Source organism: Streptomyces sp. NPDC102283 (assembly GCF_044766265.1).
GTDB lineage: Bacteria > Actinomycetota > Actinomycetes > Streptomycetales > Streptomycetaceae > Streptomyces.
Genome location: NZ_JBIWLQ010000010.1, coordinates 60,320 through 81,505, shown reverse-complemented (window position 1 = coordinate 81,505; position 21,186 = coordinate 60,320). Strand labels below are relative to the sequence as shown.

Sequence of the window (21,186 nt, the reverse complement as noted above, 5' to 3'; positions counted from 1 at the left end):
GCCTCCCGGCCACCGGGCGCAAACACGTCGTCGGCAGTGACGAAACGGGACTGCATCCTTCGATGTAGTCCCGGATCGGCCCGCGAAGGGAGGTACGGGGGCGGCGGTGCGTGTTGGATGGAGAAGTGCTCACCTCGATCCGCCCCGACCGCGACGCGGTGGCCCTGGCCTGCTCCGGGCTGCTCGGGGGGCTGCTGCTGTGGCTGCTGGGCCTCCACACCCAGGGCGGCCGGTCCTTCTCCGCGGCCTGGGTCACCCTCGTACCGCTGACCGCCATGGCGGCGGCCGAACTGCTGCGCCGCACCGCACCGCGCACGGCACTGACGGTCGGCACGCTCGCGCTGGTGGCGGACCAGTTCACCTGGGGCAACCTCGCCACCATCCTGATGTTCACGGACGTCATGTACGCGGCCGTGCTGTACGGGACCCCGGCCGCCGCCCGCCGCGTCCCGGTGGCCACGCTCCTGATCACCGTCGCGTCCACGATCGGCTTCCTGGCCTGGTTCCGTAAGCCCGAGGCACTGTTGATCGGCCTGGTCATCGGACTGGTCTCCTTCATCCCCGCCCTCACCGGCGTCAGCGTGCGCACCCACCGCACCTCCGCCGAGGCCGCCCGGCTGGCCGCCGCACAGACCGCGCGGCTGGCCGAGATGGACCGGACGCAGGCGGTGATCGCCGAGCGGGCCCGGATGGCCCGGGAGCTGCACGACATGGTGGCCAACCACCTCTCCGCCGTGGCGATCCACTCCACCGCGGCCCTGTCCATCGACGACCCGGAGACCTCGCGGAGCGCCTTGAGGGTGATCCGCGAGAACAGCGTCGAGGGGCTCGCGGAGATGCGCCGGCTGATCGGCCTGCTGCGGGAGGGCGGCGAGGGCCAGGGCCCGGCCGCGGCCCCGACGCTCGCCGCCCTGGACAGCCTGGTCGAGCAGACGAACGTCAACGGGGCGTCCGGCGGGCTGGTCTGCACCCTGGAGGACACCCGGGCGGAGGAGGCCGGGGCGCTGCCGACGCCGGTCGAGCTGGCCGCGTACCGGATCGTCCAGGAGTCCCTGACCAACGCCCTCAAGCACGCCGCACCCGGCCCGGTGGTGGTGCGGATCGGCCGGACCGGGGAGCTGCTGAGGGTCGAGGTGACCAGTGTGTTCGGCAGCCGCCCCGGCCCCACGGCGCCCGGTTCGGGGGCGGGCCTGGTGGGCATGCGGGAGCGGGTGACACTGCTCGGCGGGACGTTCGACGCCGGGGCCGAGCCGGGAGACGGCGACAGCGACAGCGGAACCAAGATATGGCGGGTGCGGGCTCAACTGCCCGTGGCGGAAGGGACGATGCGGAAATGACGATCCGGGTACTGGTCGCGGAGGACCAGTCGGCGGTGCGCGCGGGACTGGTGCTGATCCTCTCCAGCGCGCCGGACATCGAGGTCGTCGGAGAGGCGGGGGACGGCGAGGCGGCGGTGCGCCTGGCGCGTGAACTCCGCCCGGACCTGGTGCTGATGGATGTGCAGATGCCGCGCCTCGACGGGGTGGCGGCGACGCGGCAGGTGGTCGAGGAGAAGCTCGCGGACGTCCTGGTGCTCACCACGTTCGATCTGGACGAGTACGTCTTCGGGGCGCTGCGCGCGGGGGCCTCCGGCTTCCTGCTGAAGAACACCGACGCCCGCGATCTGCTGGAGGCGGTACGGACGGTGGCGCGCGGCGAAGGGCTGATCGCCCCGGCCGTGACCCGCCGGCTGATCGCGGAGTTCGCCGGGGCGTCCCCCGCAAGCGCCCGGGGCGCGGCCGATCCGGCCGTCCTGGACGCGCTCACCCGGCGCGAGCGCGAGGTGCTGGGGTGCCTGGGAGAGGGCCTGTCGAACGCGGAGATCGCGCTGCGCCTCTCGATGGCCGAGGCCACGGTGAAAACCCACGTCAGCAGGGTGCTGGCCAAGCTGGAGCTGCGCAGCCGGGTTCAGGCGGCCGTCCTGGCGCAGGAGTTGGGGATCCGGGCCACGTCCTGATCTTTGGTCCAGACCTCTTGACGATTGGTCCAGACCTTCCTACTGTCACCGTCACACACTGCGGTGAGTACGAGAGCACCCGTACTCAGGGCGGCGCAGGGTTTGCAGTCCACGAATCACCCCCGTTTGTTGGACCTCACCCGAGGAGCACCGTTGAGCACTGATACCCCCCAACGCCGATCCAGATTCAGATGGATCCCCTCCGTGAGCGGCCGCTCCAAGGTCGTCGCGGGCCTGACCGCGCTGGTCGTGCCGCTGGCCGCGATGGTGGGCCTCGCCACCCCCGCCGCGGCAGCCGCGTCGGCCACCGCCACGTACACCAAGAAGTCGGACTGGGGCAGCGGCTTCGAGGGCCAGTGGACGGTGAAGAACACCGGCACCACCGCGCTCTCCTCCTGGACCATCGAGTGGGACTTCCCCTCGGGCACCACGGCCGGCTCCGCCTGGGACGCCACCCTCACCAGCAGCGGCGGCCACTACACCGCCAAGAACCTTTCCTGGAACGGATCGGTGGCGCCCGGCGCCAGCATCAGCTTCGGCTTCAACGGCACCGGCTCCGGCTCCCCCACGGGCTGCAAGCTGAACGGCGCCTCCTGTGACGGCGGCAGCGTCCCCGGCGACAACGCCCCCTCGGCGCCCGGCACCCCGACGACCAGCGACGTCACCGACACCTCGGTCAAGCTCACGTGGAGCGCGGCGACCGACGACAAGGGCGTCAAGAACTACGACGTACTGCGCGACGGCGCGAAGATCGCCACGGTCACCGGCACGACGTACACCAACACCGGCCTGACCGCCGGCACCGACTACTCCTACGCCGTGCAGGCCCGGGACACCGCCGACCAGACCGGCCCGGCCTCCGGCGCCGTCTCCGTGCGGACCACCGGCGGCGGTGGCGGCCAGCCCGGCGGCGACAAGGTCAACCTGGGCTACTTCACCAACTGGGGCGTCTACGGGCGCAACTACCACGTCAAGAACCTGGTGACGTCCGGCTCGGCCGCGAAGATCACGCACATCAACTACGCCTTCGGCAACGTGCAGAACGGCAAGTGCACCATCGGTGACTCGTACGCCGACTACGACAAGGCGTACACCGCCGACCAGTCCGTCGACGGCGTCGCCGACACCTGGGACCAGCCGCTGCGCGGCAACTTCAACCAGCTGCGCAAGCTGAAGGCCAAGTTCCCGCACATCAAGATCCTCTGGTCGTTCGGCGGCTGGACCTGGTCCGGCGGCTTCGGCCAGGCCGTGCAGAACCCCGCCGCCTTCGCCCAGTCCTGCCACGACCTGGTCGAGGACCCCCGCTGGGCCGATGTCTTCGACGGCATCGACCTCGACTGGGAGTACCCCAACGCCTGTGGTCTGACCTGTGACACCAGCGGCCCGGCCTCGCTCAAGACCATGGCCGACGCCATGCGGGCGAAGTTCGGCCCGAAGTACCTGGTCACCGCCGCCATCACCGCGGACGGCTCCAACGGCGGCAAGATCGACGCTGCCGACTACGGCGGCGCCTCCCAGTCCTTCGACTGGTACAACGTGATGACGTACGACTTCTTCGGCGCCTGGGCGGCCAAGGGCCCGACGGCCCCGCACTCGCCGCTGACCCCGTACACCGGCATCCCGCAGGCCGGCTTCTCCTCCTCCGAGGCCATCGCCAAGCTGAAGGCCAAGGGCGTCCCGGCCAAGAAGCTGCTGCTCGGCATCGGCTTCTACGGCCGCGGCTGGACCGGCGTCACCCAGTCCGCCCCCGGCGGCACGGCGACCGGCGCGGCCCCGGGCACGTACGAGGCGGGCAACGAGGACTACAAGGTCCTGAAGAACACCTGCCCGTCCACCGGCACCATCGCCGGCACGGCCTACGCGCACTGCGGCACCAACTGGTGGAGCTACGACACCCCGGCCACCATCGGCACCAAGATGACCTGGGCGAAGAACCAGGGCCTCGGTGGCGCGTTCTTCTGGGAGTTCTCCGGCGACACCAACAACGGTGAACTGGTGAACGCCATCAAGACCGGCCTCCAGTAAGCACCACGGTGCTCCCCACGCCATAACGGCAAGCACCACCCGGAAAAGCACCGGGGAGACGGGTCCGCCCCCCGTCTCCCCGGTTTTTCGCTGTGTACGCCCGCTTACGCGACATTCTCAGGCCACATCGGCCCTCCCCCAGACTCCGTCCGGGGGGACCCCCTTCCAGCGGGGCTGCCTATCAGGCCACATTGACCCTCTGGCCGGGCGGCGCCGCCTCCAGCCAGGCGAGGAAACCGGTAAGGGCGTCCTCGCTCATCGCCAGCTCCAGGCGCGTCCCGTGGTGGAGACAGCCGAGCACGACGGAGTCGGACAGGAGCGCGAGCTCCTCCTCGCCCTCCGGCAGCCGGCGGGCGATCACCTCGATCGCAGAACGCTCCAGGCCCCGGCGGGGGCGAGGAGCGTAGGAGAAGACCCGGAACCAGTCGACGCGGTCCCCGCTGTAGCGGGCGACCCCGTAGACCCAGCCCTTGCCGAGCGCATCGGGTTCCTCCGACACGTCCCAGCGCAGGCTGCAGTCGAAGGTCCCTCCGGACCGCTGGATCAGCCTCCGGCGCAGGCCGAAGACGAACAGTCCCAACAGGACCGTGACGATGACGGACGCGCCCACCCACAACGCGAGGACCATCTCCACCGACCTCCTCGCATCGTCGAGTAACGAACACCGAAACCGTATTGCACCTGCATCGCCTCAGCCGCGACACGGCTGGATTGCTCCAGCTCGGGCCGCGGCTGAGTAAAGACATCTGTTCGTGGGGGTGCTAGCGCACCGCCACCGCGCGCAGTCGCACGTCGGCACGCCGCTGGGCAGCGGCGTCCGCGTCCGACTTCGCGAGTTCCAGCGCCCGCTCGGCGCGCTCGACATCGATCTCGTCGGCCAGCTCGGCGATCTCGGCCAGCAGCGACAGCTTGTCGTCCGCGAACGAGATGAATCCACCGTGCACAGCGGCGATGACGGTGCCGCCCTCACTCGTGCGGATCGTCACCGGGCCCGATTCCAGCACACCGAGAAGCGGCTGGTGACCGGGCATGACGCCGATGTCGCCGGACGTGGTGCGCGCGACGACCAGGGTGGCCTCGCCGGACCAGACATTACGGTCGGCGGCGACCAGCTCGACATGCAGCTCAGCAGCCAAGGGTGGCTCCTCGGGTCACCACCCGGCCGCCCGGCCGGGTGTCGGTTCAATCTTACGGGGCGTGGTGAGAGGGGTGGGACACACCCACCCCTCTCGGTGAGCCGAGGGCTCAGGAGACGCCGAGCTCCTTGGCCTTGGCCTTGAGGTCGTCCAGGCCACCGCACATGAAGAACGCCTGCTCGGGGAAGTGGTCGTAGTCCCCGTCGCAGATCGCGTTGAACGCGGAGATCGACTCGTCGAGCGGAACGTCCGAACCGTCCAGGCCGGTGAACTGCTTGGCGGCGTGGGTGTTCTGCGACAGGAAGCGCTCGACGCGACGGGCACGGTGGACAACGAGCTTGTCCTCCTCGCCCAGCTCGTCGATACCGAGGATCGCGATGATGTCCTGGAGGTCCTTGTACTTCTGGAGGATCCCCTTGACGCGGCTGGCCGCGGCGTAGTGGTCCTGCGAGATGTAACGCGGGTCCAGGATGCGGGACGTGGAGTCCAGCGGGTCCACGGCCGGGTAGATGCCCTTCTCGGAGATCGGACGGGAGAGAACCGTCGTCGCGTCGAGGTGGGCGAACGTGGTGGCCGGGGCCGGGTCGGTCAGGTCGTCCGCGGGGACGTAGATCGCCTGCATCGAGGTGATCGAGTGACCACGCGTCGAGGTGATGCGCTCCTGGAGCACACCCATCTCGTCGGCCAGGGTCGGCTGGTAACCCACCGCGGACGGCATGCGGCCGAGCAGCGTGGAGACCTCGGAGCCGGCCTGCGTGAAGCGGAAGATGTTGTCGATGAAGAGCAGCACGTCCTGCTTCTGCACATCGCGGAAGTACTCCGCCATGGTCAGGGCGGACAGGGCCACGCGCAGACGCGTCCCCGGCGGCTCGTCCATCTGGCCGAAGACGAGCGCGGTCTTCTCCAGAACGCCCGACTCGGTCATCTCGTCGATGAGGTCGTTGCCCTCACGGGTGCGCTCACCGACACCGGCGAACACCGACACACCGTCGTGCAGCTTCGCCACACGCATGATCATTTCCTGGATGAGGACCGTCTTGCCGACGCCCGCACCACCGAACAGACCGATCTTGCCGCCCTTGACGTACGGGGTCAGCAGGTCGACGACCTTCAGGCCGGTCTCGAACATCTCGGTCTTCGACTCGAGCTGGTCGAAGGCCGGGGCCTTGCGGTGGATCGGCCAGCGCTCGGTGATCTGCGCCTCGGCCTCCGGCTCGTTCAGGATCTGACCGAGGGTGTTGAACACCTTGCCCTTGGTGATGTCACCGACGGGGACGGTGATGCCCGAGCCCGTGTCGGTCACCGCGGCCTGGCGGACCAGGCCGTCGGTGGGCTGCATCGAGATCGCGCGGACCACACCGTCGCCCAGGTGCTGGGCGACTTCCAGGGTCAGCGTCTTGCGGGCGCCGTCCTCGGCGGGGTCCGCGACCTCGACGTGGAGGGCGTTGTAGATCTCCGGCATCGCGTCGACGGGGAACTCCACGTCGACGACCGGGCCGATGACCCGGGCGACGCGGCCCGTGGCAGCGGCCGTCTCAACTGTCGTCGTCATTACTTGTCACTCCCCGCGGTCGCGTCGGCCAGAGCACTGGCACCGCCGACGATCTCGCTGATTTCCTGGGTGATTTCGGCCTGTCGGGCCGCGTTGGCAAGCCGGGACAGGCTCTTGATGAGGTCCCCGGCGTTGTCGGTCGCCGACTTCATCGCGCGGCGGCGGGCAGCGTGCTCGGAAGCGGCCGCCTGCAGCAGTGCGTTGTAGATGCGGCTCTCGACGTAGCGCGGCAGAAGGGCGTCGAGGACGTCCTCGGCCGACGGCTCGAACTCGAAGAGCGGAAGGATCTCACCCTTGCGGGTGCTCTCCTCGGCCACCTCGTCGAGCGAAAGCGGCAGCATCCGGTCGTCGACCGCGTTCTGCGTCATCATCGACACGAATTCCGTGAAGACGATGTGCAGCTCGTCGACGCCGCCCTCGGCCGTGTCCTTCTGGATGGCCTCGATCAACGGGGCGGCGATGCTCTTGGCATCGGAGTACGCCGGGTTGTCGGTGAAGCCGGTCCAGGAGTCCTCGACCTTGCGCTCGCGGAAGCCGTAGTACGCGACACCCTTGCGGCCGACGATGTACGTGTCGACCTCCTTGCCCTCGGAGGCAAGGCGCTCCCGCAGTCGCTCCGCGGCCTTGATGGCGTTGGAGGAGTAGCCGCCGGCCAGACCGCGGTCGCTCGTGACGAGCAGGACCGCGGCCCGGGTCGGGGCGTCGACCTCGGTGGTGAGCGGGTGCTTGGCGTTGGAGCCGGTCGCCACCGCGGTCACCGCACGGGTGAGCTCGGTCGCGTACGGCTTGGACGCCGCCACCTTGCGCTGTGCCTTGACGATGCGCGAGGCGGCGATCATCTCCATCGCCTTGGTGATCTTCTTGGTCGCGGTGACGGCTTGGATGCGGCGCTTGTAAACGCGAAGCTGAGCGCCCATCGATCAGCCCTCGCCCAGGAGCTTGCCGTCCGAGGTCTCGAACTGCTGCTTGAAGGCGGCGATCGCGTCGGCGATCGACTGCAGCGTGTCGTCGGACATCTTCGCGCCCTCGGCGATGCTGGTGAGGAGGTCCTTGCGCTCACGGCGCAGGTACTCCAGCAGCTCGGACTCGAAGCGGCGGATGTCTCCGACCGGGACGTCGTCCATCTTGCCGGTGGTGCCGGCCCAGACGGAGACGACCTGCTCCTCGACCGGGAACGGGGCGTACTGCGGCTGCTTCAGCAGCTCGACCATGCGCTTACCGCGCTCCAGCGAGGCCTTCGAGGCCGCGTCCAGGTCGGAGCCGAAGGCGGCGAACGCCTCCAGCTCGCGGTACTGGGCGAGGTCCACACGGAGGCGGCCGGACACCTGGCGCATGGCCTTGTGCTGGGCGGAGCCACCGACTCGGGAGACCGAGATACCGACGTTGAGCGCCGGACGCTGACCCGCGTTGAACAGGTCGGACTCCAGGAAGCACTGGCCGTCGGTGATGGAGATGACGTTGGTCGGGATGAACGCCGACACGTCGTTCGCCTTGGTCTCGACGATCGGGAGGCCCGTCATCGAACCGGCGCCCATCTCGTCGGAGAGCTTGGCGCAGCGCTCCAGCAGACGCGAGTGGAGGTAGAAGACGTCACCCGGGTAGGCCTCGCGGCCCGGCGGGCGGCGCAGCAGCAGGGACACGGCGCGGTAGGCGTCGGCCTGCTTCGAGAGGTCGTCGAAGATGATCAGGACGTGCTTGCCGTCGTACATCCAGTGCTGGCCGATGGCCGAACCGGTGTACGGCGCCAGGTACTTGAAGCCGGCCGGGTCGGACGCCGGGGCGGCGACGATGGTCGTGTACTCCAGCGCACCGGCCTCTTCGAGCGCACCACGCACGGAGGCGATGGTGGAACCCTTCTGACCGATGGCGACGTAGATGCAGCGCACCTGCTTGTTCACGTCGCCCGAGCGCCAGTTGTCGCGCTGGTTGATGATCGTGTCGACGGCCAGAGCGGTCTTGCCCGTCTGACGGTCGCCGATGATCAGCTGACGCTGGCCGCGGCCGATCGGCACCATGGCGTCGACGGCCTTATAGCCGGTCTGCATCGGCTCGTGCACCGACTTGCGGACCATGACGCCAGGGGCCTGCAGCTCGAGGGCGCGGCGGCTGTCGGTCGCGATCTCGCCGAGACCGTCGATCGGGTTGCCGAGCGGGTCGACGACGCGGCCGAGGTAACCCTCGCCGACGCCGACGGAGAGCACCTCACCGGTGCGCTGCACCGGCTGGCCCTCCTCGATACCGCTGAACTCGCCGAGGACGATCGCACCGATCTCGCGCTCCTCGAGGTTGAGGGCGAGACCGAGGGTGCCGTCCTCGAACTTCAGCAGCTCGTTCGCCATGGCGGAGGGAAGACCCTCCACCTTCGCGATGCCGTCGCCGGCAACGCTGACCGTACCGACCTCCTCGCGCGAGGCCGCGTCCGGCTGGTACGACTGGACAAAGTTATCCAGTGCGTCCCGGATCTCCTCCGGCCGGATCGTGAGCTCCGCCATCTGGGTTCCCTGCTCTCCTTGTTGGGCCCGAAGTTTCTTAAGGGGGTCTGGGGGCCGACCCCCAGGAATCTTCTGCAAATTCTGCACGGCCCAACCGGGCCGCTGGTCTTGCTTGTTCTTGCTCTGTGTCAGCCGGCCATGCGCCGGGTCGCCTCTTCGAGGCGCTCCGCGACGGTGCCGTTGATGATCTCGTCACCGACGCGCACCGAGATCCCGCCGAGGACCGCGGGGTCCACGTCCAGGTTCAGGTGCATCTGCCGGCCGTAGAGCTTCGCCAGGGCGTCGCCCAGGCGCTGCTTCTGCCGGTCGCTGAGCGGCACCGCCGAGGTGACGACGGCGACCATGCGGTCCCGGCGCTCCGCGGCGAGCTTGGACAGCGAGTCCAGCCCTGCTTCCAGGCTACGTCCACGGGGCTGGGTGACCAGGCGGACGATGATCCGCTCGGTGACCGGCTGCGCCTTGCCGCCGAGCAGGCTGCGGAGCAGCTCGCCCTTGGCGGACGCCGTGGCCGTACGGCTGGTGAGCGCGGAGCGCAGCTCCTTGTCGGAGCCGACGATCCGGCCGAACCGGAACAGCTCGTCCTCGACGTCGTCGAGGCTGCCACCGCGCTGGGCCGCGGTGAGGTCTGCGGTGTTCGCCAGCTCCTCGACCGAGTCCACCAGGTCACGCGACTGCGACCAGCGGGCCCGCACCAGTCCGGAGACCAGGTCGACGGTCTCGCCGCCGACCTGCCCGCCGAGCAGACGCGCGACCAGCTCGGCCTTGCTCTCGCCGCTCTGGGCCGGGTCGGTGAGGACCCGGCGCAGGGATACTTCGCGGTGGAGCAGCGCGGTGACCGATGCCAGCTCCTCGGCGAGCTTCGCCGCGTCGACCGACGTGTTGTCGGTCAGCGCGTCGAGACGCTCGCGTGCGGCAGCCAGTGCTTCGCGGCTCGCGCTGTTCATCGGGCTGCCTCGGCCTTCGCCTCGAGCTCGTCGAGGAAACGGTCGACGGTGCCACTCTGCCGGGCGTGGTCCTGGAGGGACTCGCCGACGAGCTTGCCGGCCAGGTCGGTGGCGAGCTTGCCCACGTCCTGACGCAGCGCCGAGGCAGCGGCCTTGCGGTCGGCCTCGATCTGGGTGTGGCCTGCGGCGATGATCTCTTCGCGCTGCCGCTGACCTTCCGCCTTCATCTCCTGGATGATGACGGCACCCTGCTCCTGCGCCTCCTGGCGCAGACGAGCGGCCTCGTGACGGGCTTCGGCGAGCTGAGCCTTGTACTGCTCAAGAACGCTCTGGGCCTCGATCTGAGCCGATTCGGCCTTCTCGATACCGCCTTCGATCGCCTCGCGACGCTCGTCCAGGACCGTGTTGATGGCCGGAAGGAGCTTCTTGTAGAAGGCGAAGAAGACGATGCTGAAGCAGATCAGGCCGATGACGATCTCGGGCCACACCGGGAACAGAGGGCTCTGCGCCTCCTCGGCTGCCAGGTACATCATGGTGGACCTTTCGTCGGAAACGTATCGGCAGGTCGCCTGGACTACTTCGGGTAGATGAAGGGGGCGACGAAGCCGATCAGGGCCAGGGCCTCGATGACCGCGAAGCCGAGCAGCATGTTCTGGCGGATCAGGCCGGCCGCCTCGGGCTGACGGGCGATGGCCTGCACACCGTTACCGAAGATGATGCCGATGCCGACGCCGGGGCCGATCGCCGCGAGGCCGTAACCGATGGTGCCGATGTTGCCCGTGACGGCTGCGAGAGTCTCAGACATGGATCTGTGATTCCTTCTCTTGATTGGCCGGTGGAGATTGCATCCACCGAACGTCTAGGGGGTGTCCGGGTGGTGACCCGGGAGTCCTCAGTGCGCTTCTTCGAGCGCCTGGGACAAGTACGTGGCGGTCAGCACGGTGAACACGTAGGCCTGGAGCGCCTGGATGAACATCTCGAAGACGGTCAGGGCGAGCGTCACAGCGAAGGACGCGGTGGCGTACACCGTGCCGAGCACGGTGCCGAGCATGTACCACGTCGCGATCGTGAAGACCAGAATGAGGATGTGACCCGCGAACATGTTCGCGAAGAGTCGAACCGCCAGCGTGAAGGGGCGCACGAAGATGTTCGAGACGAACTCGATCGGCGTCAGGATCACGTAGATCGGCTTGGGCAGGCCGCTCGGTACGCACAGGTTGCGGATACCGCCCACGAAGCCGTTGTTGCGGAACGTCACCGACATGTAGACGACCCAGACCAGCAGCGCCAGCCCGACCGGGTAGGCGATGAGCGAGGTCACGGGGAACTGTGCGAGCGGAATGATCGCCCAGAGGTTCATCGTCCAGACGAAGAAGAAGAGCGACACCAGCAGCGGGACGAAGGGCTCGCCCTTCTTACCGATGATCTCCTTGGCGATGCCCCGGTGGACGAAGTCATAGAGCGCTTCGGCGACCATCTGCAGCTTGCCGGGAACGACCTTGGGCTTGGAGAAGCCCATCCAGAACAGGGTCAGGATCGCGAACGTCCCGATGATCGCCAGCAGCATCGGCTTGTTGAACTCGACCGGACCGATCGTGAAGATCGGGTCGAAGATGAAAGACCACGCGCTCGGGGCTGGGAATCCGCACGAGCCCTGGAACAGGTGGCAGTCAACCTCGAAGGCGAGCGTCTGGGCGTCAGCAGTCACCAGGAGCTCCTTCTGCATGGCGCATGGATACGGCTACCTCGTTGTATCGGAGCGGCTGGCAGCCGCAGGTCGGCACCGGACTGGTTCTTACGGTGGGGAGGCGGCGGCCGGGCCCGAAGCCTCGCGATGTATCAGGCGACAGCCGTGTTGTCCGCGCCCGCAGTACCGCAACCGAGACCGGACGATAGCAGCATGTCGAACAGGGCTTTATCCCGGCCCTACTGGTCATGCTTCCCCTCGGTTCCGCCCGGAGCGTTCCTGCTCTCCGCCTCCGGATCGACGTACAGGGTCTTGCTCCTGGCGTGCAGCACGGTCTGCGTGATGATCCACGCGATCACCGAAGCGACCAGCGTGAGGGCGAAGACCTGGAGGTCGAAGAGAGAGGTGTTCCTGATGCCCATGATGAGGACGAGCAGAAGCACGAGTTGTACCGAGTAGACCAGCAGCCCCATGCCCTGGAAGAGATGCGGCATCGACCTGCCGACCCACTGCAGGGCCAGCTGTCCGAGGGCCATGAAGAGAATGACCACCAGGCAGCCCACCACAGCACCGATCGCCCCCTTGCCGCCGGCGACGAGCCCGCCGACAAGCGTGGCGATGGCTCCCACCGCGGCGGCGGGGATGGCGATGCGCAGTAGTTCGCGCATGTCGGACTGCATGGCGGCAGCTCCACTGGTCTGAGGGGAGGAATGGGGCGTCGTCATGGACGAGCGTAGGCCCGGCTCCGCGAGGCGGATTTTCGGGCCAATGGACCGTCCTACCAGGGTCCTTCGGCTCCACCACCGGGTCTCGTGAACGGTATCACAAACTATTTGATGAGGTCTTTACCTCAAAGGTGTGCCAACTGTCACACGTGAGGGTAGCCCTGCGCGCTTGAGCGCGAGCATGAGCGAAATGCGTGATATTGCGCCGTTTCACGCAATCCTGAAACACCATCAGTACGAGTGAGTGATCCCAGCGGTCCACTCGATGCCGGACATGACGATCGGCGGCCACCGAAGCGGCCGCCGATCCCTGTGCCACGCTCAGGCCGGAGTCAGGAGTACTTGACCTTGCCCTTGGTACCAGAGGCCCCGCCGGCGTGGGTCCGCCCGGCCTGGACCCGGAAGCACGTCCCCTTCTTGACCGACTTGTCGAAGGTGTAGTGCTCCCCCTCCTTCTTCTTGAAGTCCTTCCAGCCCGTCAGCGACTTCCACTTCTTTCCACACGTGATCAGGCGAACGCCGATCGGCTGGGCGGCGCTGCCGGATATTCGCAAGCGCGATTTTCGACAGAGACTCCGGCGGGCGCACCGGAATGTCTTATTCCTGGAAGGTGCAAGACCACCGCATAGTGGTGTGAGCAAGGGAGAAGACTATCTTTGCTGGTCAGAGGAACGGCTGCGCAGGCACCAGCATTTCCTGTATCTAAATCAGCCAGCCTCGATGTCGTCACTCGGAGCACGTGCCCGGAGAACGGCTATCGGTCGCTGCCGACCTTCTGTCGCGGATGGAAACGCTGGCGTCCATCTACCGCGGTCGCTCCGTTGAGACCCGCCTCGTGAGCGGCCTGAGCGTCATCGGCCTCGGCGGACGCCTCCGCTCCACCGTGGCGGTACCGCGGCGGCACGAAGCGGTTGGCCCAGTGCGGGGCGCGTGGGGTGAAGCGCGGCATCAGCAGCAGGACGAGGCCCACCGCGCTCGACGCCATGATGGCGAACACGATCCACATCGAGGCGGAGTGCACCGAGTAGCCGACGGCGCCGAAGGCGATGAGGGCCGACCAGAAGTACATGATCAGCACGGCCCGGCTGTGCGAGTGCCCGATCTCCAGCAGTCGGTGGTGCAGGTGGCCCCGGTCGGCGGCGAACGGCGACTGGCCGTTCCAGGTGCGCCGGACGATGGCGAGGATCAGGTCGGCCGCCGGGATCGCGATGATCGTCAACGGCAGCACCAGCGGGATGAAGACCGGGAGCATCGCGTGGGTGGCTCCGCGCTCGCTGCCCTCGAAGAAGATCTTCATGTTGTCCGGGTCGACCTGGCCGGTGATCGAGATCGCGCCCGCCGCCAGCACCAGGCCGATCAGCATCGAGCCCGAGTCGCCCATGAAGATCCGCGCCGGGTGCATGTTGTGCGGCAGGAAGCCGAGGCACATGCCCATCAGGATCGCCGCGAACAGCGTCGCGGGGGCCGCCGCCTCGATCCCGTACCCGATCCAGAGGCGGTACGCGTACAGGAAGAACGCCGTCGACGCGATGCACACCATGCCCGCCGCGAGCCCGTCCAGGCCGTCGACGAAGTTGACCGCGTTGATCGTGATGACGACCAGCGCCACCGTGAGCAGCGTGCCCTGCCACTGGGTGAGGGCGACCGTGCCGACGCCGGGGATCGGCAGCCACAGGATCGTGAGCCCCTGGATGACCATGACGGCGGCGGCGATCATCTGGCCGCCCAGCTTGATCAGGGCGTCGAGCTCGAACTTGTCGTCGAGGACGCCGATCAGCCAGATCAGGGCGGCGCCGGAGAGCAACGCCCTCGGCTCGTTGGAGAGTTCGAAGACGCCCTTCAGGTTGAAGAGGTGGTCCGCGACGATCAGCCCCGCGCACAGTCCGCCGAACATGGCGATCCCACCGAGCCGGGGTGTCGGCTCGCGGTGGACGTCGCGCGCACGGATCGCGGGCATCGCCCCGACCGCGATGGCGAACTTACGCACCGGTCCGGTCAGCAGATAGGTCACCGCTGCCGTGACACAGAGCGTCAGCAGGTAATCACGCACGGGCTGCCCCACAGAACTCGCCGGTCATCCAAAAACCACACCCTAGTCTCTGAAACAAGGACTCCACGGTACGGATGATGGTTGCACAGGGTTCGTGTGCCCCGGACAGGGCGGAGTGCCGCACTCCTGGTGCGGCGGAGTTCGCTACCCGGGATACGGCGGATTGCGCGCGACGAGCTCGCGGACCTCCGCCGCGATCGGGCTCACGTCCCCCGGCTCCCGTACGGCCGCGCCGAACAGGGCCGCGATCCGGGCCATGTCGCCGTCGCCCATCCCCTGGGTGGTGACCGCCGCCGTGCCCAGGCGGATGCCCCGGGCGTCCCCGTACGGCAGCGCGCAGGTGTCCAGGACCACACCGGCCGCCGCCAGCCGCTCGCGGGCGGTGCGGCCGTCGACGCCGAGCGGGGCCGGGTCCGCGACGACGATGTGGGTGTCCGTGCCGCCCGTGGTGACCTCGAAGCCCTCCGCCTCCAGGCCGGCGGCGAGCACCCGGGCGTGGGCGACGACCTGGTGGGCGTAGAGGGTGTACGCGGGGGTCGCCGCCTCCCCGAACGCGACGGCCTTCGCCGCCACCGTGTGCATCTGCGCGCCGCCCTGGGTGAACGGGAACACCGCCCGGTCGATCCGCTCGGCCAGCTCCGCGCCGCACAGGATCATGCCGCCGCGCGGGCCGCGCAGCACCTTGTGCGTGGTGGCGCAGACCACGTCGGCGTACGGGACCGGGCTCGGCGCCGCTCCCCCGGCGATCAGCCCCATCGGGTGGGCGGCGTCCACGATCAGGTGGGCCCCGGCCTCGTCGGCGATCTCCCGGAACAGCTCGTAGTCGGGGTGGCGGGGGTAGGAGATCGAGCCGCAGACGATCGCCTTGGGGCGGCGGGCGCGGGCCAGGGCGCGGAGCCGGGTGTAGTCGATCAGCCCGGTGGCCGGGTCCACGCCGTAGCCGACGAAGTCGAACCAGCGGCCGGAGAAGTTGCCCGGCGCCCCGTGGGTGAGGTGTCCCCCGTACGGGAGCCCCATCGCGAGCACCGTGTCGCCCGGGCGCAGCAGCGCGGCGTAGGCGGCGAGGACGGCGGAGGAGCCGGAGTGCGGCTGGACGTTGGCGTGTTCGGCGCCGAAGAGGGCGGTGGCCCGGCGGAGCGCGATGCGTTCGGCGGCGTCCGCGTGCTCGCAGCCGCCGTGGTGGCGGGCGCCCGGGTACCCCTCGGCGTACTTGTTGGCGAGCGGGGAGCCGAGGGCCGCGAGGACGGCGGGCGACTGGAAGTTCTCGGCGGCGATCAGCTGGAGGGTGGTGGCCTGTCTGCCGGTCTCGGCCCGCAGCACCCCGGCGATCTCCGGGTCCTGGCGGAGCAGGGCGTCGAAGTCCTGGGGCAGGGCGTCGGGCGCGGGCGACACGGCTGCGGGGGCGGCGGGCGAGGTGACCGGCATGGGACGGCTCCGGGCCTGGAGGTGGGTGCGCCGGCGAGGGATGCCGGTGTCAGCTCCAATGTAGGCCGGGGCCGGGCGCCGTGCCCGCTGTCGCGGGGTGCCGTACGCCGGTCGGCGCACCCGCCCCCGGTACGGCGCGGACGTCTCCCCGTCAGTGCGGGGCGCGTACGCCGGTGAGGGCGGTGACGACGGGGTCGAGCGCCTGGTTGATCTCGTCGCCGATGGAGCGGAAGAAGGTGATGGGGGCGCCGTAGGGGTCGTAGACCTCGTCCGCCTCGGCGGTCGGGGCCAGCAGCCAGCCGCGCAGCGCGGCGGCGGCGCGCACCAGGGTGCGGGCGCGCTCGACGACGCCCTCGTCGCGCGGGTCGGGCAGGGTGGCCGGGTCTATGGCCCGCACCAGCCGGGTGAACTCCTTGAGCGTGAAGGTGCGCAGGCCCGCGGAGTGGCCCATGGAGATGACCTGGGCGCGGTGGTCGCGGGTGGCCGTGAGGACCAGGTCGGCGCGGATCACGTGCTCGTCCAGCAGTTCGCGGCCGACGAAGCCGGTGGCGTCCGCGCCGAAGTCGGCGAGGACCACCTCGGCGTTGGCCTCCATGGGCGCGCCCTCGTGGCCCCAGGTGCCCGCGCTCTCCACGACGAGGCCGCCGCTGAGCGGGTCGCCGAGGCGGTCCACCAGGGCATGGCGGGTCAGCCGCTCGGTGATCGGTGAGCGGCAGACGTTGCCGGTGCTGACATGGAGGATGCGGAAGGTGTCGGTCCGCCCCGCTATGCCACGCCCCTCGGGGGCGGTCAATTGGCCACCTCGAGGTCGGGGACCACCTTGCGCAGCTCCTCCGCGGAGAGGGCGCCGGCGCGCAGCAGGACCGGGGTGGCGCCGGTGACGTCGACGATCGAGGACGGCACGATGCCGGGCGTCGGGCCGCCGTCGAGGTAGACGGAGACGGAGTCGCCGAGCATGCCCTGGGCGGCGTCGCAGTCCTCGGGCGACGGGTGTCCGGTGAGGTTGGCGCTGGAGACGGCCATCGGGCCGACCTCGGTCAGCAGCTCGATGGCGACCGGGTGCAGGGGCATCCGGATGGCGACGGTGCCGCGGGTGTCGCCGAGGTCCCACTGGAGGGAGGGCTGGTGCTTGGCGACGAGGGTGAGGGCGCCGGGCCAGAAGGCGTCGACGAGCTCCCAGGCCTCCTCGGAGAAGTCGGTGACCAGGCCGTGGAGCGTGTTCGGCGAGCCGATGAGGACGGGGGTGGGCATGTTGCGGCCCCTGCCCTTGGCGTCCAGCAGGTCCGCGACGGCCTCCGAGGTGAAGGCGTCCGCACCGATCCCGTACACGGTGTCGGTGGGCAGCACGACCAATTCGCCGCGGCGGACGGCCGACGCGGCCTCGCGCAGGCCCGTGGTCCGGTCGGTGGCGTCGTTGCAGTCGTATCGCCGAGCCATCAGCCGGCCTCCTCGGACAGGTGCGGGTACGGGTGGTGGTGCCGGGGGCCGGTCACGGCATGGCCTTGCGGGCGGTGGCGAACCGGGGGCGCTTGTTCAGGTCGGGGTGGTCGGCGGCGTCCGCCCACCCCCGCTCCTCGGTGAAGATCCACGGCACCTGGCCGCCCTGGGTGTCGGCGTGCTCGATGACGACGAGGCCGCCGGGGCGCAGCAGGCGGTGGGCGGTGCGTTCGATGCCGCGGATGGTGTCGAGGCCGTCCTCGCCGGAGAACAGCGCCATCTCCGGGTCGTGGTCGCGGGCCTCGGGGGCGACGTACTCCCACTCGGTGAGCGGGATGTACGGCGGGTTGGAGATCACCAGGTCGACCTGGCCGTCGAGCTCCGGAAGGGCGCTCAGGGCGTCTCCGCGGTGCACGGTGACCCTGGACCCCTCGGCGTTCTTCCGGGTCCACCTGAGGGCGTCCTCGGACAGCTCCACGGCGTGCACACGGGAGCGGGGGACCTCCTGTGCCATGGCGAGCGCGATGGCGCCCGATCCGGTGCACAGGTCGACGACGACGGGCTCGACGACGTCCATCGCGCGCACCGCGTCTATGGCCCAGCCGACGACGGACTCGGTCTCCGGGCGGGGCACGAAGACACCGGGTCCGACCTGGAGCTCCAGGTAGCGGAAGAAGGCGCGGCCGGTGATGTGCTGGAGCGGTTCGCGGGCCTCGCGGCGGGCGATCGTCTCCCAGTACCGGGCGTCGAAGTCGGTGTCCGGCACCGTGTGCAGCGCGCCCCGCTTCACCCCGTGGACGAAGGCCGCGAGTTCCTCGGCGTCGAATCGCGGTGAGGGGACACCGGCGTCGGCCAGCCGCTGGGTGGCCTGGGCCACCTCGGCGAGCAGCAGGTTCATCGCGGTTCTCCGTACGGGTTACGGGTGTGCGGGGCGGGCGGGTCGCTTAGGCGTTGGCGAGCTTGGCGGCGGAGTCGGCGTCGACGCATGCCTGGATGACGGCGTCCAGCTCTCCGTCGAGCACCTGGTCCAAGTTGTACGCCTTGAAGCCGACGCGGTGGTCCGAGATGCGGTTTTCCGGGAAGTTGTACGTCCGGATCTTCTCGGAGCGGTCGACGGTGCGGACCTGGCTGCGGCGTACGTCGGAGGCCTCCTGCTCGGCGGCCTCCTGGGCGGCGGCCAGCAGCCGGGAGCGCAGGATGCGCATGGCCTGCTCCTTGTTCTGGAGCTGGCTCTTCTCGTTCTGGCAGGAGGCGACGACGCCGGTCGGCAGGTGCGTGATGCGGACGGCGGAGTCGGTCGTGTTGACGGACTGGCCGCCGGGCCCGGAGGAGCGGTACACGTCGATGCGCAGGTCGTTGGCGTGGATCTCGACGTCGACCTCCTCGGCCTCGGGGGTGACGAGCACGCCCGCGGCGGAGGTGTGGATGCGGCCCTGGGACTCGGTGGAGGGCACACGCTGCACGCGGTGCACGCCGCCCTCGTACTTCATCCGGGCCCAGACGCCCTGGCCGGGCTCGGTGGCGCCGTTGCCGCCCTTGGTCTTGACGGCGACCTGGACGTCCTTGTAGCCGCCGAGCTCGGACTCGGTGGAGTCGATGATCTCGGTCTTCCAGCCGACGCGCTCGGCGTAGCGCAGGTACATGCGCAGCAGGTCGCCCGCGAACAGGGCGGACTCGTCGCCTCCGGCGCCCGCCTTGATCTCGAGGAGGACGTCCTTGTCGTCGCTGGGGTCGCGCGGGACGAGGAGGAGGCGGAGCTTCTCGGTGAGCTCTTCGCGCTGCTTCTCCAGGTCCTTGGCCTCGGCGGCGAAGTCGGGGTCGTCCGCGGCGAACTCGCGGGCGGTCTCGATGTCCTCGCCGGTCTGCTTCCAGCTCCGGTACGTGGAGACGATCGGGGTCAGCTCCGCGTAGCGCTTGTTCAGCTTGCGCGCGTTGGCCTGGTCGGCGTGGACCGACGGATCGGCGAGCTTCTTCTCGAGACCGGTGTGTTCACCGATCAGTTCCTCGACCGCCTCGAACATTCGGGGGCTCCTGGTTGGTTGTGCGTCTGCGGGCCTGCTGGAGGGCGTACTGCCCGGTGGGGCGTCCGGCGGGGGTTCCCCCGGGCACCCGACCGGAAAAAACGCCGGTTCCGACGCCCCCGGGAAGAGGGCGCCGAGAACCGGCGCAGTGGCTCGCTACTTGCTGGCGGAGCCGGCAGCCTTGCCGAAGCGGGCCTCGAAGCGGGCCACGCGGCCGCCGGTGTCGAGGATCTTCTGCTTGCCCGTGTAGAACGGGTGGCACTCGGAGCAGACGTCGGCGCGGATGTTGCCGCTGTCGATGGTGCTCCGGGTGGTGAACGACGCACCGCAGGTGCAGCTGACCTGCGTCTCGACGTACTCGGGGTGGATGTCGCGCTTCAAGGTGTCTCCTAGTTTCGGGAGGGCACCGGGTCGTCCGCGCGGATTGCGCGGCCGTGAACCGGGGCCGACGTACCAGTCTGCCAGGACCGGCCGTATCTCCCAAAACCGGGGGCGGAGCGCAGGTATTCCCCGACCGGCCGCGCACGGAGCGTGACGGGCGGGGTTTGCGTGACGGGCCGGCCGCGTCACGGGTGGGGTTATTCGACGACCTTCGCGGCGTCGCCCTTGTCGCCGGCCGACTTCTCGGTGGCGGAGGCGGGGATCGGCCGGTCGTACCTGAGGGCGGCCCAGACCTGCCGGCCGGCCTTCTCCTGCGGCAGGACCCGGTTCGGGTCGGCCGGGTCGTACTCCACGGGCAGGGTCACCATGTGGACGTTCTCGGCGTTCAGCCCCTTGAGGCCGCTCGCGAAACCGGTGAGCTTCTTGACGGAGCCGAGCCCGGAGTCGGTGGTGACGGCCCTGGTGGCGGCGTCCGCGAGGCCGTAGAGCTTGGTGGGGCTGGTGAACACCCCGACGCTCTTCGCCTGCTCCATCAGCGCCTTGATGAACGCCTGCTGGAGCTGGATGCGCCCGAGGTCGCTGCCGTCGCCGACGCTCTTGCGGGTACGGACGAGGCCGAGGGACTCCTCGCCGTTCAGCGTGTGGGTGCCCGGCTCCAGGTCGAGGTGGCTCTTGGAGTCGTCGATCGCGGTCTTCGTGGTGATCTCGACGCCGCCGAGCTCGTCGATGAGCTCCTTGAAGCCGGTGAAGTCGACTTCCAGATAGTGGTCCATGCGGATGCCGGACATCGACTCGACGGTCTTCACCGCGCAGGCGGGTCCGCCGACCTCGTAGGCGGTGTTGAACATCGCCCGGTGCTCGGCGCCGACCGGGTCGCCCGTCGTGTCGCCGGCGCAGGCGGGGCGCTCTATCAGGGTGTCGCGGGGTATCGAGACGACGCTCGCGGACTTGTGGCCCTTGTCGACGTGCACGACCATCGCCGTGTCGGAGCGGGCCGCGCCCTCGTCGTCGCCGTACTTCCCGTTGTCGCCGGAGCGAGAGTCGGAGCCCAGGACCAGGATGTCCTGCGAGCCGTCGTCGACGTCGTCGGGACGGTCGGTGCCGAGCTTGGCGTCGATGTCGATGCTGGAGAGGTTGCCGTCGAGCGCCAGGTAGGCGTATCCGAGCCCGGCCCCGCCGACGACCACGACACCCGCCACCGTCCAGGCCGCGACGACCTTGGCACGGTGCCCGCGGGACGGCTTCCTCCGTCGGCTGCCGGTGCCGCGTATGCGGCCGGTGCCCCTGCTCTGCTCGCTCACGCGTCTCCTTGTCG

General features: G+C 69.3%; 22 protein-coding genes. 3 read left to right on the top strand and 19 right to left on the bottom strand.

Annotation, left to right across the window (positions count from 1 at the left end):
* Nucleotides 1-125: 125 nt before the first annotated feature.
* From ACIRJT_RS20835 to ACIRJT_RS20825, 3 genes are all read left to right on the top strand, one after another.
* Nucleotides 126-1,337 carry a sensor histidine kinase gene (locus tag ACIRJT_RS20835; RefSeq protein ID WP_403911216.1) on the top strand — a complete coding sequence of 404 codons (1,212 nt, stop codon included), beginning with the start codon at nt 126-128 and terminating at the stop codon, nt 1,335-1,337.
* A complete protein-coding gene (locus ACIRJT_RS20830; RefSeq protein WP_403911215.1) occupies nt 1,334-1,996 on the top strand; it encodes a response regulator in 663 nt (220 codons plus the stop codon). The genes ACIRJT_RS20835 and ACIRJT_RS20830 overlap by 4 nt, the downstream gene beginning before the upstream one ends.
* 153 nt (nt 1,997-2,149) lie before the next feature.
* On the top strand, nt 2,150-4,021 hold the full coding sequence (locus ACIRJT_RS20825; protein ID WP_403911214.1) for a glycosyl hydrolase family 18 protein: 1,872 nt from the start codon (nt 2,150-2,152) through the stop codon (nt 4,019-4,021).
* A gap of 181 nt (nt 4,022-4,202) precedes the next feature.
* On the opposite strand, the gene ACIRJT_RS20820 is transcribed toward ACIRJT_RS20825, so the two are convergent.
* The 19 genes from ACIRJT_RS20820 to ACIRJT_RS20730 all read right to left on the bottom strand — a co-directional run bounded on the left by ACIRJT_RS20820 (nt 4,203) and on the right by ACIRJT_RS20730 (nt 21,172).
* Nucleotides 4,203-4,649 carry a DUF2550 domain-containing protein gene (locus tag ACIRJT_RS20820; protein ID WP_026290719.1) on the bottom strand — a complete coding sequence of 149 codons (447 nt, stop codon included), beginning with the start codon at nt 4,647-4,649 and terminating at the stop codon, nt 4,203-4,205.
* A gap of 133 nt (nt 4,650-4,782) precedes the next feature.
* Nucleotides 4,783-5,157: a F0F1 ATP synthase subunit epsilon gene (locus ACIRJT_RS20815; protein WP_403911212.1), complete on the bottom strand. Its 375-nt coding sequence runs from the start codon at nt 5,155-5,157 to the stop codon at nt 4,783-4,785.
* 109 nt (nt 5,158-5,266) lie between these two features.
* A complete protein-coding gene (gene atpD, locus ACIRJT_RS20810; protein ID WP_403911211.1) occupies nt 5,267-6,709 on the bottom strand; it encodes a F0F1 ATP synthase subunit beta in 1,443 nt (480 codons plus the stop codon).
* Nucleotides 6,709-7,626, bottom strand: a complete 918-nt coding sequence (locus ACIRJT_RS20805; protein WP_403911209.1) for a F0F1 ATP synthase subunit gamma — start codon at nt 7,624-7,626, stop codon at nt 6,709-6,711. The genes atpD and ACIRJT_RS20805 overlap by 1 nt, the downstream gene beginning before the upstream one ends.
* 3 nt (nt 7,627-7,629) lie before the next feature.
* Nucleotides 7,630-9,201, bottom strand: coding sequence for a F0F1 ATP synthase subunit alpha (gene atpA / locus ACIRJT_RS20800; protein WP_403911207.1), 1,572 nt, complete (start codon nt 9,199-9,201; stop codon nt 7,630-7,632).
* Between the two features lie 128 nt (nt 9,202-9,329).
* Nucleotides 9,330-10,145, bottom strand: a complete 816-nt coding sequence (locus tag ACIRJT_RS20795) for a F0F1 ATP synthase subunit delta (protein ID WP_403911205.1) — start codon at nt 10,143-10,145, stop codon at nt 9,330-9,332.
* Entirely contained in the window at nt 10,142-10,678 is a 537-nt protein-coding gene (locus ACIRJT_RS20790) for a F0F1 ATP synthase subunit B (RefSeq protein WP_403911203.1), read from the bottom strand. The genes ACIRJT_RS20795 and ACIRJT_RS20790 overlap by 4 nt, the downstream gene beginning before the upstream one ends.
* A gap of 41 nt (nt 10,679-10,719) precedes the next feature.
* A complete protein-coding gene (gene atpE / locus ACIRJT_RS20785; RefSeq protein WP_007447723.1) occupies nt 10,720-10,950 on the bottom strand; it encodes an ATP synthase F0 subunit C in 231 nt (76 codons plus the stop codon).
* An 87-nt stretch (nt 10,951-11,037) separates the two neighbouring features.
* The gene (gene atpB / locus ACIRJT_RS20780; protein WP_403911201.1) at nt 11,038-11,871 is read right to left on the bottom strand and encodes a F0F1 ATP synthase subunit A; all 834 of its coding nucleotides are present in this window, start codon (nt 11,869-11,871) and stop codon (nt 11,038-11,040) included.
* A 200-nt stretch (nt 11,872-12,071) separates the two neighbouring features.
* Nucleotides 12,072-12,512 carry a hypothetical protein gene (locus tag ACIRJT_RS20775; RefSeq protein WP_403911199.1) on the bottom strand — a complete coding sequence of 147 codons (441 nt, stop codon included), beginning with the start codon at nt 12,510-12,512 and terminating at the stop codon, nt 12,072-12,074.
* Between the two features lie 377 nt (nt 12,513-12,889).
* Nucleotides 12,890-13,111, bottom strand: coding sequence for a hypothetical protein (locus ACIRJT_RS20770; protein ID WP_403911197.1), 222 nt, complete (start codon nt 13,109-13,111; stop codon nt 12,890-12,892).
* Nucleotides 13,112-13,311: 200 nt separating this feature from the next.
* Nucleotides 13,312-14,619 carry an MraY family glycosyltransferase gene (locus ACIRJT_RS20765; protein ID WP_403911195.1) on the bottom strand — a complete coding sequence of 436 codons (1,308 nt, stop codon included), beginning with the start codon at nt 14,617-14,619 and terminating at the stop codon, nt 13,312-13,314.
* A 132-nt stretch (nt 14,620-14,751) separates the two neighbouring features.
* A complete protein-coding gene (gene glyA, locus ACIRJT_RS20760) occupies nt 14,752-16,032 on the bottom strand; it encodes a serine hydroxymethyltransferase (RefSeq protein ID WP_403911193.1) in 1,281 nt (426 codons plus the stop codon).
* 151 nt (nt 16,033-16,183) lie between these two features.
* Complete coding sequence (locus ACIRJT_RS20755; RefSeq protein ID WP_392708217.1) at nt 16,184-16,825, bottom strand: protein-tyrosine-phosphatase; 642 nt, start codon at nt 16,823-16,825, stop codon at nt 16,184-16,186.
* Nucleotides 16,822-17,469: an L-threonylcarbamoyladenylate synthase gene (locus ACIRJT_RS20750; protein ID WP_007447713.1), complete on the bottom strand. Its 648-nt coding sequence runs from the start codon at nt 17,467-17,469 to the stop codon at nt 16,822-16,824. Before ACIRJT_RS20750 ends, ACIRJT_RS20755 begins: the two co-directional genes overlap by 4 nt.
* 52 nt (nt 17,470-17,521) lie before the next feature.
* Nucleotides 17,522-18,367 (bottom strand): peptide chain release factor N(5)-glutamine methyltransferase, encoded by an 846-nt coding sequence (prmC, locus tag ACIRJT_RS20745; RefSeq protein WP_003966261.1) that lies wholly within the window; start codon nt 18,365-18,367, stop codon nt 17,522-17,524.
* A 46-nt stretch (nt 18,368-18,413) separates the two neighbouring features.
* Nucleotides 18,414-19,490 (bottom strand): peptide chain release factor 1, encoded by a 1,077-nt coding sequence (prfA, locus tag ACIRJT_RS20740; RefSeq protein WP_403911190.1) that lies wholly within the window; start codon nt 19,488-19,490, stop codon nt 18,414-18,416.
* A gap of 156 nt (nt 19,491-19,646) precedes the next feature.
* Nucleotides 19,647-19,871 (bottom strand): 50S ribosomal protein L31, encoded by a 225-nt coding sequence (rpmE, locus tag ACIRJT_RS20735; protein ID WP_018958997.1) that lies wholly within the window; start codon nt 19,869-19,871, stop codon nt 19,647-19,649.
* Between the two features lie 197 nt (nt 19,872-20,068).
* A complete protein-coding gene (locus ACIRJT_RS20730; protein ID WP_403911188.1) occupies nt 20,069-21,172 on the bottom strand; it encodes an LCP family protein in 1,104 nt (367 codons plus the stop codon).
* Between the last annotated feature and the right edge of the window lie 14 nt (nt 21,173-21,186).